This window comes from Sporomusa rhizae, assembly GCF_041428845.1.
Lineage (GTDB): Bacteria > Bacillota > Negativicutes > Sporomusales > Sporomusaceae > Sporomusa > Sporomusa rhizae.
Genome location: NZ_CP156925.1, coordinates 1540880 through 1555025 on the forward strand (window position 1 = coordinate 1540880; position 14146 = coordinate 1555025).

At 42.5% G+C, this 14146-nt stretch carries 14 protein-coding genes; 13 read left to right on the forward strand and 1 reads right to left on the reverse strand.

Going from position 1 to position 14146, the window contains the following annotated elements:
• Positions 1-11 precede the first annotated feature (11 nt).
• Complete coding sequence (locus tag SRRS_RS06820; RefSeq protein WP_371367413.1) at positions 12-1478, reverse strand: DASS family sodium-coupled anion symporter; 1467 nt, start codon at positions 1476-1478, stop codon at positions 12-14.
• 506 nt (positions 1479-1984) lie between these two features.
• On the opposite strand from SRRS_RS06820, the gene SRRS_RS06825 reads away from it, so the two are divergent.
• From SRRS_RS06825 to SRRS_RS06885, 13 genes are all read left to right on the forward strand, one after another.
• Entirely contained in the window at positions 1985-2131 is a 147-nt protein-coding gene (locus tag SRRS_RS06825) for a hypothetical protein (RefSeq protein WP_371367415.1), read from the forward strand.
• Between the two features lie 31 nt (positions 2132-2162).
• Positions 2163-3059 (forward strand): LysR family transcriptional regulator, encoded by an 897-nt coding sequence (locus SRRS_RS06830; protein ID WP_371367417.1) that lies wholly within the window; start codon positions 2163-2165, stop codon positions 3057-3059.
• A 210-nt stretch (positions 3060-3269) separates the two neighbouring features.
• Positions 3270-4952 carry an FAD-dependent oxidoreductase gene (locus SRRS_RS06835; RefSeq protein ID WP_371367419.1) on the forward strand — a complete coding sequence of 561 codons (1683 nt, stop codon included), beginning with the start codon at positions 3270-3272 and terminating at the stop codon, positions 4950-4952.
• A gap of 84 nt (positions 4953-5036) precedes the next feature.
• Positions 5037-5927 (forward strand): LysR family transcriptional regulator, encoded by an 891-nt coding sequence (locus SRRS_RS06840; RefSeq protein ID WP_371367421.1) that lies wholly within the window; start codon positions 5037-5039, stop codon positions 5925-5927.
• 77 nt (positions 5928-6004) lie between these two features.
• Positions 6005-6901, forward strand: a complete 897-nt coding sequence (locus SRRS_RS06845; protein WP_371367423.1) for a LysR family transcriptional regulator — start codon at positions 6005-6007, stop codon at positions 6899-6901.
• 257 nt (positions 6902-7158) lie between these two features.
• Positions 7159-7341: an indolepyruvate ferredoxin oxidoreductase subunit alpha gene (locus SRRS_RS06850; RefSeq protein WP_371367424.1), complete on the forward strand. Its 183-nt coding sequence runs from the start codon at positions 7159-7161 to the stop codon at positions 7339-7341.
• A 19-nt stretch (positions 7342-7360) separates the two neighbouring features.
• A complete protein-coding gene (gene dsrA / locus SRRS_RS06855) occupies positions 7361-8551 on the forward strand; it encodes a dissimilatory-type sulfite reductase subunit alpha (RefSeq protein WP_371367426.1) in 1191 nt (396 codons plus the stop codon).
• On the forward strand, positions 8544-9605 hold the full coding sequence (dsrB, locus tag SRRS_RS06860; protein ID WP_371367428.1) for a dissimilatory-type sulfite reductase subunit beta: 1062 nt from the start codon (positions 8544-8546) through the stop codon (positions 9603-9605). Before dsrA ends, dsrB begins: the two co-directional genes overlap by 8 nt.
• 72 nt (positions 9606-9677) lie before the next feature.
• Positions 9678-10466: a respiratory nitrate reductase subunit gamma gene (locus SRRS_RS06865; RefSeq protein WP_371367430.1), complete on the forward strand. Its 789-nt coding sequence runs from the start codon at positions 9678-9680 to the stop codon at positions 10464-10466.
• The gene (dsrK, locus tag SRRS_RS06870) at positions 10463-11803 is read left to right on the forward strand and encodes a sulfate reduction electron transfer complex DsrMKJOP subunit DsrK (RefSeq protein ID WP_371367432.1); all 1341 of its coding nucleotides are present in this window, start codon (positions 10463-10465) and stop codon (positions 11801-11803) included. Before SRRS_RS06865 ends, dsrK begins: the two co-directional genes overlap by 4 nt.
• Positions 11804-11824: 21 nt before the next feature.
• Complete coding sequence (locus SRRS_RS06875; protein WP_371367434.1) at positions 11825-12133, forward strand: TusE/DsrC/DsvC family sulfur relay protein; 309 nt, start codon at positions 11825-11827, stop codon at positions 12131-12133.
• A 143-nt stretch (positions 12134-12276) separates the two neighbouring features.
• On the forward strand, positions 12277-13671 hold the full coding sequence (locus SRRS_RS06880; RefSeq protein WP_371367436.1) for a YeiH family protein: 1395 nt from the start codon (positions 12277-12279) through the stop codon (positions 13669-13671).
• 95 nt (positions 13672-13766) lie between these two features.
• The gene (locus tag SRRS_RS06885; RefSeq protein WP_371367438.1) at positions 13767-14117 is read left to right on the forward strand and encodes a hypothetical protein; all 351 of its coding nucleotides are present in this window, start codon (positions 13767-13769) and stop codon (positions 14115-14117) included.
• Positions 14118-14146: the final 29 nt, after the last annotated feature.

The following is a 14146-nucleotide window of genomic DNA, read 5'->3' on the forward strand; positions in this document are numbered from 1 at the left end:
GCTATGTTTAGTTAAACCAAACCGATCCATTTCCAGTAGGTTGCGCCCAGTAAAATGATTAACAAATAGGCAATAATGGTTAACGGGATACCTGTTTTGATAAAGTCTTTTACTTCGAATGTTTCAGTCCCATAGGCTATCATATTCTGAGGTGCATTAACCGGTAAAATAAAGCCGAAGCTGACAACATACTGAAGAATCATAGTTAATCCGACAATGTTAATACCGGGAGTTTTAACGCTTTGCAGAATGGAGATAACGATAGGAATCATTGCTGCGGCCAGAGCGGTAGCGCTGGCAAAACCAAGGTGGATGATAATCAGGAAGGTTGTCAGAACGGCCAGAATGAGTAAGGCCGGCATTGTCTGGATACCAAAAGCGCTCACAATGATTTTAGCTAACCAGGCGGCTGCTTTGGTGGAGAGCAGGGCAGATCCAAGGCTGATGCCGACGCCAAATAAGACGATTGTACCCCAGTTGATCTTGGGTTGGGCATCTTTCCAACTCATAACGCCAATACCCGGCAGCAGCAGGAGGGCGATGGCTACGATGGTAGTTGTTGAGGTATCATAGGAATGAAGAACTTGCTCTGTAGCCCACAGGAATAACAAAGTGGTAGATATGCAAAGTAATTTTTTTTCGGCGATCGACATGGGGCCCATTTCCTTAAGGAGGCGTTTTACTGTTTCACTGCCGCCGGGAATTTCATTGGTTTCAGGCGGCATAAGTTTAATAAGAACATAATACAGTATTACCGACATAATTGCTGAAAACGGTGCTGCAGCAGTAAACCAGTCAATCCAGGAAATATCCACTCCTAACTGGGATTTGATAAAACCGACAGCAATCATGTTTTGGGCTGCTGCCGTCTTGATACCCACATTCCAAAGACTGTCGGCTTGTGCTGTTGCAATCATCATTACGGCAGCAAAGCTGCTTTTTTTGTTAACACCAAAAGCGGTTATGATACCCATAACAATTGGAACCATGCAAGAAACCCGGGCAGTAGTGCTGGGAACGAAAAAGCTAAGAATAAAACCGACCGTAATAACTCCCATCAATACGCGATTGGTTTTTGCACCGATCTTGGACAATACAAATAAAGCGATCCGTTTATCAAGTCCGGTTTGTGTCATAGCGGCTGCCAGGAATAAGGCCCCGGCTACCAGGGCAAATGCTGTGTTGCTAAAACCGTTTAAGGCCATCGTTAGTGCTTTGCTGGTTCCGGCAATAACCTTGGGATTGGCTACGTCCGGGACTGTGCCCAGCAACACGGCTATTAATCCTACAATAACAGCTGCGCTTACCGGATAGGAAATTGAGTCAGTCATCCAGACAATAACGGAAAACACCAAAATTGCAAGCATTCTGTGACCGGCAGTTGGTAATCCTTCCGGTGTGGGTATGGCCATAATTCCTAGCAGACAGATGAGGCCAAGCACTAAGCCATAGCGTTTGAAAAATGATTCGCTTTGCATTTTCCCATCCCCTTTTTATTTTACTACCTGCTTTGGCCGTTACCAAAACAGGTCTAGTCCCCGCCTCTGACTTGTGGAAATCTTTTAGCAAGTGTTTCTGCTACTTCTGTCGAAGGAGTAATAGGATATATTTATATTTTGTCACGAAAATAGCGTAGTCCGGACAGCGCAGTTACACTGACCGCCGGCGATACAGTTGCACAAATACTACAGCCTTTGCAACATTTAATGTTGGTTACAAGGGGCATCTCCTGTCACCTCCTTAGTCATCATCATAAATTTGATACTAATAACTAGCGACGCAATTTGACCCAAATGCGAAAATCTGGGTGTTAAATGCAGTATATTTTACTGAGTTGCAGAAAAATGCAAACTAAATACTGAAAATTCGATCCCAAGAGTACTATAATAGTTTTAAGGTGGATAAATTCCCAGACAAGAAGAGCAAAAAATGACAGAGGCAGTAAGATTAAAAATTACGGTTATATAGGAGAGGAGAAATACGGATGAACCTTAAGACTGTGATTACGACAGACGCAAATGAGCGGGAAAAAGCGTATGCAATTCGGTGTAGAGTATTTGTTGAAGAGCAAAATGTTCCATTAGAAATGGAAATAGATGAATATGATTGTCATGTAGATACAAAAATTTAAGGGAAAATTAGCTAAAAGGATGATGGCAGGGATGATAGATGTAAAGTTAGAAACCTTTATAAAGGTTGCCAGCGTAAAAAATTATTCCCGGGCTGCAAATCTTTTAAATATGACACAGCCGGCGATTTCAAATCAAATTAAGATGCTGGAAGAGTATTATAATGTAAAGTTAATAGAAAAGAATAATAATGTTATGGAACTTACGGCAGCAGGCAGTATTCTTTATAAATATGCTATAGAAATGGTCAGACTAAGTAAGTTGGCTAAAGCACATGTTAATAACGAGGCAAATATAGTTAAAAGATACAGTGTAGGAGCAACTTTGACCATAGGCGGATATGTACTTCCGTCAATCATCGGCAGTTACAAAATATGTAACAAGAACATTGAGATTATATTACAGGTTGAAAATACAGAAATTATCATTGAAAAGATGTATCGCGGCGAAATTGATATAGGGGTTATTGAGGGACCTTTTGACAAAAAAAGTATAGCTATCGCTGAAAAGTTTAAAGATGATGAGCTTGTTCTTGTCGTCTCACCCCAGCATGAGTTTGCCACAAAAAATTCAGTAACCATTGAGGAAATGCTAAGTGAAAAGCTAATATGTCGAGAAAGAGGTTCAGGTACACGAAAAATTTTTGAAAATTATTTGGTACAGCAGGGTTACAATCCGCAAAGTTTAGTGCCCTACATGGAAATTGGAGATATAACGGCCATCATTTCCCTCGTTCAGTCAGGAATTGGTATAACCGTAGTTTCTAGGGAAGCCGTAAAAAATTTATTGATAAATCACTGTCTGAAGGAAGTACCGCTTACCGAAGGAAAGATTTTAAGGGAATTTAATTTCATTTACTTGAAAAATGCAAATGTAGAATTTATTGAAAAGTTCATGGGATTTTGCGGAAAATACGAATTTAATGCTTAAATGCTGAATGGAGAGAACATCTCCATTCAGCATTTTTTTGTTATATAAAAAATTCTTATAGTGCTATTATCATTCTTGATTTCAATTAAATTTGTGATAGCTCTATAATATTGATAATAGTATAAATATTTCCTAATTTCTCTAAATATAGAAATTTACATAAATAAAGATGATTCGTTTAGAAAGCAAAAATAAGAAGGAGATTAAGTAATGCAAAAAATTCTTATTATTGGTGGAGTGGCAGCCGGTTTGAAGGCTGCAGCCAAGGCTAGACGATGCGACCCAAACGCGATTATTACAGTAGTGGAGAAAGGCGATATGATTTCATACGGTGCCTGCGGCATGCCTTATTACATAGCAGGTGACGTGGATAGTATCACAGATCTCATGAAAACATCGGCAGGTGCTATCAGAAATCGAGATTTTTTTAAAAATGTAAAAAACATCGAAGTATTGGCCAATACTTTAGCTACTAACATTGATAGAAAAGGAAAGAAAGTTACCGTCAAGAATCTTGAAGACGGTAAAGAATCTTTCTTACTCTACGACAAACTTGTTATTGCTACTGGCGCTTTTCCTATAAAACCAGATTTGCCGGGAATTGAACTTGCTAATATCTATCAACTCTGGCATCCCAATGATGCGAAAGCAATAAGACAAGGCCTGGAGGGCCAGCGATTCAACAAGGCTGTCATTATTGGTGCCGGGCTTGTGGGCATGGAAATGGCAGAAGCCCTTAAGCAATGGGAATTGGACGTTACCATTATTGAGATGAAAGATCAAATTTTTCCGGCGTTCCTTGATCAGGAATTTGCAAGGCTCGCGGCAAAGCATGTTCAGGAAAGCGGCATAACCATATTAACTGGAGAGAAAGTGAAAGGATTTTCCGGAGAGCCCATGGTTACGGCTGTGGAAACGGAGCAGCGCAGCATCCCCGCAGATCTTGTGATTTTGGCGATGGGCGCACGCCCCAATGTTGAACTTGCGCGCTCCGCCGGTTTGGCTATCGGCACCACTGGTGGAATTTTGGTGGATGAATACCTTAGGACTAATGACCCGGATATATATGCCGGTGGTGATTGCGTAGAGAATGTGAACATGCTGACCCGAGAAAAGGTTTTTGCACCCATGGGTTCCACGGCCAATAAGCATGGAAGAATTATCGGGGAGAACCTATGCGGGGGAGCAGCCAAGTTTCGCGGTGTTTTAAACACGGTGGTCGTCAAAGTATTAGATATTAATGTTGGTAAAACGGGTATTAATGAAACCGATGCGAAACGCTTAGGGTATGAGTATATTACCGTTGTAACTGCCGGATATGATAAACCACATTATATGCCTGACGCAAAGCTGATGAGTGTAAAGCTTATTGTGGACGCCAAAACACGTAAGGTGCTAGGGATGCAAGCCGTAGGGGAAGGCGATGTATCGAAACGGGTTGATGCTGTAGCGACGGCTTTGGTATTTGGCGGTACTATTGATGATTTATTTGACATTGATTTATCTTATGCCCCTCCGTACAATTCCCCGATTGATAATGTAGCAGTGGCAGCCAGTGCAGTTATGAATAAGTTAGCAGGGCGTTTTAAAGGAATTTCCAGTATTGAGGCTGCTGAGAAGATGGAAAATGGTAACACCGTTTTTCTCGATGTGCGCACTCCTGAGGAGTGTAAAAAGATAAGATTGCCAGGACAGGAAGATATGAAGTTTATTCCCTTAGCGGAACTGCGCAAGCGAATGAGTGAACTTAATAAGGACGATGAAATAGTAGCGTTTTGCAAAATAAGTTTGCGCGGGTATGAAGCAGCGGGTATTTTGGAAGGAGTAGGGTTCAAAGACGTTAAGGTCTTGGAAGGTGGTATTTTTTCCTGGCCTTATGTTTGTGAAGAATAAATGACAACCAACCGGCTTTTAAAAGGTCTCAATTAATACAAACCAAACCAAATGGGGATACGATGCTACCGAAAGAGTGAGATTATGACGTTGAGACATTTGATGATCTTTTTATGTGTTTGTGATGAAGGCAATATGACGGCAGCCGCGAAAAAACTTCACATTGCGCAGCCATCGGTTAGTCAAGCCATTGGAGAACTTGAAAAGTATTATAATATTAGATTATTTGAAAGACTGGGGCGAAAATTATTTATTACCCTGGCCGGTGAAAAATTACTTACTTATGCCAGGTATATTGTGAATTTAAATAAAGAGGCCGAAGCGGCAATGCGAGAAATTCATCATAATAGTACCATCCAAATTGGAGCTAGCGTTACTGTTGGCACCTGCATGTTACCTGGAATCATTCTCGCATTTAACACAGGCAAGCCGAAAGTGAAAGTTATTTCATTGGTTAGTAACACAAAGATAATTGAAGAAATGCTGCTAGTAGACCAGTTAGATATAGGGATAATTGAAGGAAAGATTCATTCGCCGGAAATAGTGTGTGTACCATTTATGAGTGACGAGCTCGTATTAGTGAGTGATACTTCCCATCCTTTGGCAAAGAAGGGCACGGTTGAGCTGTCTGAACTTAACAATATGCCGTTTATTGTGCGGGAGGAAGGGAGCGGAACCCGTGAATTGTTTGAGTCAGTCATGGCTAGCCATGGAATTAATTGGGAAGTTGCCGGAGTTTATAATAATGCAGAGGCCATCAAGCACACTGTCGCCGCTGGTTTGGGAATTTCCGTCATGTCAAGGTTGACTGTTCAAAAAGAAGTTAATAGGAATGAATTGGCTATTGTTGAGATTGAAGGGATGTACTTCAAGCGACAGTTTCATATTGTCTATCACAAGCAGAAATATATTACGCCGGTATTGAACGAATTTATCCAACTATGCAATGATATAAAATTTGGAGTAATTCAGTAACTAACTATAGTGATGCCTACGGACTTTAAAAAATTGCTTAATTCTGAATAGGAGGGCTAGAGGACGGGTGGTGTTTTATGTTAGATACGCAATTAAAAATCTTTAAAACAGTCGTAGAAAAAGGGGGATTCTCCTTAGCAGCACAAGAACTACACATGACTCAATCGTCGGTTAGTCAACAAATTCAGTGTTTGGAAAGCCATTATGGCATGAAGCTCTTCGACCGGATGTATCACAAAATAAAAGTAACACAGGCAGGGTCTGCTCTTTATCCGTATGCCCTTGAATTGGAGCGGCTTTATCAGAAGACCAATAAGACTATGCAAGCTCTAAAAGCAGATATCACGGGGCAACTGCAAATTGGCTGCAGTATGACAGTTGGCGAGTATTATATGCCGGAGATTTTAGGCTCATTTTCCCGGATGCATCCGCTGGTGTTAATCTCTATGGAGGTTGCCAATACAGAACAAATAACTTCTATGGTAATCGGGGGAAGCGTTAGCTTAGGTTTCATTGAAGGGCATTATGAGCAAATGGATATGCTGGTCGACAGGCAATTTGCCGGCGATCAATTAGTGGTTATTGCACCCATAGATTCTAAGATGGCAATAAAACCTATGTCCTTGGCGGAGTTAATGAATGCACGCTGGATTATGCGGGAAAAAGATTCAGGGACAAGGCGGATTTTTGAAGAATTTCTTATTTCCAGGGGACTAGACCCGAAAAAGTTAAATATTTGTGCAGAAATGGGGAGTACGCAGGCAGTAATGGAAGCGGTTAAGCGGGAGATGGGCATTGCGGCAATTTCCCGGTTAGCTATACAAAATGCTATTAAACACTGTGAATTGAGTGTTATTCCCTTAGAAGAGGGGGGAATTGAGAGAACATTTACCATGATTTATTGTAAAGATAGATTTCAAACCTGCGCAGTAGAAAAGTTTATTTCCTATTTTATAGAAAAAGCAACAAATTAATAATCTTTGCTACCCTCTAGGCAGATTGGTTTTTAAGAGCATGAAATATGCTCTTTTTATTTTTAGAAAGTAAGTAGTATTAAAAATTACGATGCTAATAATTAGAAGTATTAATTGTACAGAAGCAAAAGAGAAGGCTTATACTAATGTTAAAGTTTGAACTTATATGCTGCTAACGCTGTAACCTATGGGCGATTCCGGCCAAGGGTGACTGGTGCCCAAGGTGCTTAAAAAAATGATGAGGATGGAGGGGACGTATGTTTATTGTAACCGTAGACCAAGACGCTTGCGTAGGTTGTACAGAATGCACAGCAGCCTGTCCTGCCAAAATTTTGGAAATGAACGACAATAAAGCCTACGTAGTCGGCGACGAATGCCTTGGTTGTCAAAGCTGTGAGATGATTTGCCCGACAAGTGCGATTAAAGTTCAAGAGTTATAAAAATACGGAGGTGAACATTATGGACGAAAAAAAGACTCCACTTCTTGAGGGATTAGAAGCAGGGGCGTGGCCCAGTTTTGTAACAGAGATTAAAAAGGCGGCAAAAACCAATCCGGGAGCGGCTGCTTTGCTGCAGATGTTAGAAAAGTCGTATGAAGAAAAGCGTGGTCATTGGAAACATGGCGGGATTGTTGGGGTAAAAGGGTATGGCGGCGGTGTTGTTGGCCGTTACTGCGATATACCGGAAGAATTTCCAGATGTTAAAGAGTTTCATACTATTCGGGTTAATCAACCTGCGGGATTTTTCTATACTGCAGATAAGCTGCGTGAATTTGCTGACGTTTGGGATAAATATGGTAGCGGCTTATATAATATGCATGGTTCGACTGGCGATGCTATTTTGCTGGGTACAACGACAGAGAATCTTCAGCCTTGTGTAGATGAACTAAGTGAAATTGGCTTTGATTTAGGTGGTTCCGGTGGAGCAATGCGTACCCTGAGCAGCTGCGTTGGTCAAGCTCGTTGTGAGAAAGCTTGTATTGATAGTACGGGTATCATGCACGATCTTACTATGTACTACCAAAACGAAATGCATCGTCCATCATGGCCTTATAAGTTTAAAATAAAAATTTCAGCTTGTGCAAATGACTGTTGTGCTGCTTCTGCTCGTTCCGATTTAGCGGTAATTGGTACCTGGCGTGATACCTTAAAAATTGACAATGCAGCAGTAAGGGAATATATAGCTAATGGCTTTAACATTGAAAAGTTAATTAGAAAATGTCCGACAGAAGCATTGGAATGGGATCAAGAAAAACAAGAACTTAATGTTTGCGGAGAAGAGTGTACCCGTTGTATGCACTGTATCAATGTGATGCCGAAGGCTATCAGCATTGGTTCAGAAAGAGGAGCAACCTTACTAGTTGGTGGTAAAGCACCTGTGGTAAAAGGTGCGATGATTGGCTGGGTACTAGTTCCATTCATTAAAATGGAAGCACCATATACTGAATTCAAAGATCTTGTTGATAAAATCATTGATTGGTGGGCCGATCATGCAAAAAACCGCGAACGGATCAGCGAATTGATAGAGCGGATGGGACTAGCAAATTTCTTAGCAGCGGTTGGCCTCAAACCATTGCCGCAAATGGTAAATGCACCACGCAGTAATCCTTACATATCTTGGAGTGCCGAGGAGGTTGGAAAAAATGGCTAGAACAGATTTTGGACCGCCCGATTTTCGTGAACTAATTCCGCCAATTATCAAAGAAAATTATGGAAACTGGAAATACCATACTGTTCCTCGCCCTGGCGTGCTAAAACATGTCAGCCATACTGGTGCTGTACTGCATTCTGTGCGTGTCGCTTCCCCGCGCTTGGTCAGCAGTGAATTTATTCGCGAAATCAGTGATATTGCGGAGAAGTTCTGCGGAGGGTTCCTGCGTTTTACAACCCGTAACAATGTGGAATTTTTAGTATCAGATGAGAGTCAGCTGCAGCCTTTGATTGATCATCTGGATGCGAAAGACTATTTAATTGGTGGGGTTGGTCTTTCCGTTAGTAATGTGGTTCATACCCAGGGCTGGATTCATTGTAAGAGTGCTGTTACTGATGCATCAGGGATTACTAAAAGCATCATGGATGAAATGGCAGATTATTTTACCGGAAAAATACAGGTGCCAGCAAAGCTACGCATTGCGGTGGCCTGCTGTGTAAATATGTGCGGTGCTTGCCACTGCTCAGATATTAGTATTGTTGGTATCCATCGTTCTGTTCCTGTTGTTAATGATGAATTAGCTAGTAAAATTTGTGAGATCCCTAACACGGTAGCTTCTTGCCCAACTGGTGCTATACGTCCGAATCCTAAAACAAAAAGCGTCACGATTAATCCTGACAAATGTATGATGTGCGGTAACTGTACCGTAGTTTGCCCGGCCATTAAGATCATGGATCCAGTTAATGATGGCGTATCTATCTGGGTAGGCGGCAAGGTTGCTAATGCGCGCACTGGCCCAATGTTCTCCCGTTTAGCCATTCCGTTTATTTCGAATAATCCGCCGCGGTGGCCGGAAGTTACTGACGCCGTTAAACATCTGGTAGAAGTTTGGGCTGGCAATGCTAGAGATGGTGAACGAATGGGTGAATGGATTGGCCGGATTGGTTGGGAGAAGTTCTTCAAACTGACTGATTTGCCATTTACAGACAAACATATTGATGACTTTGCTCATGCGAAAAATACCTTTAGATCCACTACACAATTCAAATTCTAAAAATACTAGGCGAGGGTGATTTTTTATAGAATATCATCCTCGTCTGTATAAAAACCGGCGGGAGGTTTGATTATGCTGTTTTTTATTGGGCAGGTATTCCCGTATATTGCAGCCGGCATTTTTATATTAGGTATGATTTGGCGAGTTGGGACATGGCTTAAAGCGCCGCTTCCCTTTCCCTTAACGCTGCTTCCTGCACCGATAACTTCAAGTGATCGTGTTCGACGGATATGTGGGGAACTGTTACTATTTCCAAGCATTTGGCGCAGCGATCGAGGATTATGGCTGTGGGCTTGGCTTATGCACGTAACCTTGGCGATGGTGCTTGGCGGCCATATTGTGGGGATTTCTTCTGTTGGCCTACAGTTTACGGAGTTAGGCTTTACAGCCGAACAAAGTCTGGCACTCTCCGCTTTGATGGGCACTAGTTCTGGTGTGATACTGCTTGCAGCGCTTATTGTATTGCTGTACAGACGCACAGCCATTCCCGAAGTCAAGAGGCTGAGCGATCCGGCAGATTATTTTGATTTGTTGCTGATTCTCGCCATTGTAGTCAGCGGGCTGCATATGCGAATGACTTCTTTAGATGTGGACTTATTGGCAATACGGGCATATCTGGGTGGAATTCTCTCCTTTCATCCCATACCTATACCTCACCAGTGGATTTTTGTTAGCCATTTCTTTTTGGTAAATGTACTATTGATGTATTTCCCGTTTTCTAAGTTAGTACATTTTGTTGGGTCAATGGTTAATCAAAGCATACTTGCAGCGCCACCGCCTGTGTATCCTACACCCCATAAGGCTAATAATCCAAATTTGTTGCCAAGCGCACGCTTATGGAAAGGGGGGAACGCCCAGTGAAACCTCCTATGCATATTGCAAAAGAAAAAGATATAGCAGATCTCGGCTTTACGCAAGTGGCAGAAGAGGAGCGCCAAGCCGCTGTTTTAAGTAAAATGGCAGAGCTGCAAGCTTCCCTGCGTTCGCTGTCGACGATGCTGGAAAACTGTACGAAGTGCGGCAATTGTGCAAAGCAATGTCATAGCTATCTAGGAACTAACGATTATTACAACGTTCCCGCAGCCCGTGCCGAACTCATGCGGCGGATTTATAAACGTTACTTTACTTGGGCCGGCCGCCTCTTCGGCAGATTTGCCGGCGCCGAGGATTTTGATGCAGAGACATTGAGTAAATGGTTGACCTATTTTTATCAGTGCAATGAGTGCCGGCGGTGTGCGCGATTTTGTCCGGTTGGCATTGATACTGCTGAGGTTACTATTGCCGCACGGCACATTTTATCTGAGATCGGTATTATGCCTAAATTTATGCAAGGTATTGCCGGAAATATGGCCAAGACCGGTAATAACATGGGGATTCCTAACCCGGCCATCGTAGATTGCGCTGAGTTCATGGAAGAGGAAATGCAGCAAGAAACCGGGCTGGATATTAAGATACCTATCGACAAGCCAAATTCAGATATATTATATATCCCATCATCTGCAGATTTCTTTACCAATATTGACACCATGATCGGTGCAGCGAAATTGTTTTATCAGTTGGGTGTCAATTGGACTATTTCAACAGAGATATTGGAAGCGGCAAACTTTGGCTTATTATTTAATCTAAATGTCATGCGCGAACATAATGAGCGGTTGAAAGCAGCTGCTGCCGCGGTGGGAGCGAAACTGGTTATTCAAGGCGAATGTGGTCATGGCTGGCGAGCGGCAAAAATGTATACAGAAGGCAGCAGCGGCCCGGTTTCTTTTGAGATACGGCATATTTTAGATTATTGCGCTGAGCATTTAGATAAATTACCATTGCAAAAGCTGCCCATGCGGGTTACACTCCATGATCCATGCAATTATGCCCGGGCTGGCGGTATTATAGAACAACCACGGGCTATTTTACGGGCTTGCGTAACAGAATTTGTAGAAATGACTCCGAACAAGGAAGATAACTTTTGTTGTGGCGGCGGCTCGGGAATTTTGATGGATGAAATGATGGAAATTCGCATGCAGCTCGGCAAAAAGAAAGCAGAACAGATTGCTGCGTTAGGAAATTTAGACTATCTGGCTATGCCTTGTTCTATCTGCAAAGCACAAATTCCGCCAGTAATGAAACACTATGGCATTGATAATTTATCCATGGGCGGGGTAATGGATTTGGTGGGAAAAGCCTTGAGATTAGCTGAAAAATAATTAGATAGGAGAATGATAGGCATGAATATTAACGGCAAAGAGGTTGAACTCGACGAGGACGGATTTTTAGTGGATCCGGCAGACTGGGCTGAAGATTTAGTAGCATATTTTGCTCAGCAGGAAGATGTTAGCGAATTGACAGAACAACACTGGAAAGTGATCAACTATTTGCGGGATTATTTTAAACAGTACGGCATTGCGCCTATGGTGCGGAAACTTTGTAAAGAAACAGGATTTTCCTTGAAGGAAATTTACGAACTGTTTCCCACCGGTCCGGCGAAAGGTGCTTGTAAATTGGCCGGACTGCCTAAACCAACTGGTTGTGTGTGATCAATACTAAGGGTAGCGCGGGAGCTTTAAAACCCTCCTGCGCATATCTTTATGCTTAATTCACTGTATATTTGGAGTATTAAAACAACATTTTAAAATTTAACCTTTTATGTGTTATTTCTAGAATGGTGGGGGGATTTACGATGAATACAGTACCACAGCATAGTGTGCCTAAAGCTCCAAAAGCACAAGCAAGTCTACCCTTTATGAAAAGGGAAGATACTTGGGCCATGATTATCGCCCTGTTACTTACGGTTACTATCACGCTTACCTATTTGTATGGTGGTTTCGATTTCTTCAAAACACTGTCGGTTAATATTCCAGGATGGTCGACTGATTTTGGTAAAGTAACAAGTGCAATGAGCAAGAATCCTGCAGGTATCTTTGTACTATTCGGCTTCTTTCTGGTTGCATTTACAATTTCAGCTAACATTATGGGTTATAAAGTGAAGAAGTTTATGGCGAGCTTTACGGTTCTATACATATTATCAATTATCGTTACTATTTTTGGGTCTAACTCCTTCATGAAGGCTCTTCAGCTGGAAACGCCCTTGTTAGCATTGGTTATAGGTATGGTCGTTGGTAATCTGATTAATCTGCCGGAATGGTTTCGCGAGGGGTTACGCACTGAGTTTTATGTAAAAACCGGTATTGTATTAATGGGTGCTACTTTGCCATTTACTATTATTTTAAAAGCCGGTCCTATGGCTATGCTGCAGGCGACGATTGTGGCTTCAGTGACTTTTTTCTCGATTTATTTTGCAGCTACCAGATTGTTTAAACTAGATCCCCGCTTTGCTGCTACTTTAGGGGCAGGCGGTTCGGTCTGCGGCGTATCAGGTTCAATTGCGGTAGGTGGGGCTTGCCGGGCAGAGAAAGAGCATGTTTCTATGGCCATTTCCTTGGTAGTTGTCTGGGCGGTTATTATGATAGCAACATTGCCGATTGTTGCCAAGCATATCGGAATGGAGGCCGGACCAGCAGGTGCCTGGATTGGAACTTCAGAATTTGCAGATGCGGCCGGATTTGCTGCAGCCGAGCAATATAATGCCCTGGCTAATTTACCGGCCGGTGATGATCGGGCGGTAAAAACATTCACACTTATGAAAGTGGTTGGGCGTGATATGTTTGTCGGTCTGTGGGCACTGTTGGCTGCTATTTTATCAGTTACCTTATGGGAAAAGAAAACTATCAATCAATCGGAACGGATTGACTACGGCGAGGTTTGGCGGCGTTTCCCAAAATTCGTAATCGGATTTTTTGTAGCCTCTATTTTTACAACACTAGTTATTACGGCGTTAGACGCTAAAACGGGTGCAGGTTATTCCAAAGATGCGTTAGCCATCATTAAGAATCTGCGTGGCTGGACTTTTACCTGGACTTTCTTAAGTATTGGATTTACTACAAGATTCCGCGATTTAGCGGCTGCCGGCTGGAAACCGCTAGCGGCATTTACCATAGGAGTTCTTATCAATGTTCCTCTGGGATATTGGCTCTCTAATGTAATATTTGTTGATTACTGGCTGGGAGTAAAATAGAGCTGCCGGTAATACCGTAAAAAAGATCATTGGTGCGGCCGGAAATAAAAATTCCGGCCTGTATCATATCTAAGCTGTCAACAGAGGGTGAAGCTATGTGTCGTAAAGAGGAAGAAACTCCTATTGTAACCTATGTAACGCGGGTTAGCCTTTCGTTAGAGATTGATCCTGATGAGTTTGCTGCATTGCGTACCGATGTCGACATTACACCGGATAGTATACGGTTATTAGGATGCAAAATGGCACAGCGGGCTGAGCGTGTGGCCGCCCTAATGGAATTCTTAGCGAATAAAGGATTCCTGCTGTGCCGAGAAAAAAAGGCGGTATATGCCTATTCCAATGATGTAGAAGCACAGGAAATTAAACGCTGTATGTTGGCGGCCGGCTTTAAAGACCGGGAGTTTCAGGTGCTGTTGGAGTATACCAGGGGTTGGGGTATGCTGTAACAGGTAGGATGCAAATCTGGGAGGTGTGG

Bases quoted from the DNA above. Each gene is read 5' to 3' on its own strand.
- SRRS_RS06820 (WP_371367413.1), bottom strand. From the start codon at position 1,478: ATGCAAAGCGAATCATTTTTCAAACGCTATGGCTTAGTGCTTGGCCTC.
- SRRS_RS06825 (WP_371367415.1), top strand. From the start codon at position 1,985: ATGAACCTTAAGACTGTGATTACGACAGACGCAAATGAGCGGGAAAAA.
- SRRS_RS06830 (WP_371367417.1), top strand. From the start codon at position 2,163: ATGATAGATGTAAAGTTAGAAACCTTTATAAAGGTTGCCAGCGTAAAA.
- SRRS_RS06835 (WP_371367419.1), top strand. From the start codon at position 3,270: ATGCAAAAAATTCTTATTATTGGTGGAGTGGCAGCCGGTTTGAAGGCT.
- SRRS_RS06840 (WP_371367421.1), top strand. From the start codon at position 5,037: ATGACGTTGAGACATTTGATGATCTTTTTATGTGTTTGTGATGAAGGC.
- SRRS_RS06845 (WP_371367423.1), top strand. From the start codon at position 6,005: ATGTTAGATACGCAATTAAAAATCTTTAAAACAGTCGTAGAAAAAGGG.
- SRRS_RS06850 (WP_371367424.1), top strand. From the start codon at position 7,159: ATGTTTATTGTAACCGTAGACCAAGACGCTTGCGTAGGTTGTACAGAA.
- dsrA (WP_371367426.1), top strand. From the start codon at position 7,361: ATGGACGAAAAAAAGACTCCACTTCTTGAGGGATTAGAAGCAGGGGCG.
- dsrB (WP_371367428.1), top strand. From the start codon at position 8,544: ATGGCTAGAACAGATTTTGGACCGCCCGATTTTCGTGAACTAATTCCG.
- SRRS_RS06865 (WP_371367430.1), top strand. From the start codon at position 9,678: ATGCTGTTTTTTATTGGGCAGGTATTCCCGTATATTGCAGCCGGCATT.
- SRRS_RS06875 (WP_371367434.1), top strand. From the start codon at position 11,825: ATGAATATTAACGGCAAAGAGGTTGAACTCGACGAGGACGGATTTTTA.
- SRRS_RS06880 (WP_371367436.1), top strand. From the start codon at position 12,277: ATGAATACAGTACCACAGCATAGTGTGCCTAAAGCTCCAAAAGCACAA.
- SRRS_RS06885 (WP_371367438.1), top strand. From the start codon at position 13,767: ATGTGTCGTAAAGAGGAAGAAACTCCTATTGTAACCTATGTAACGCGG.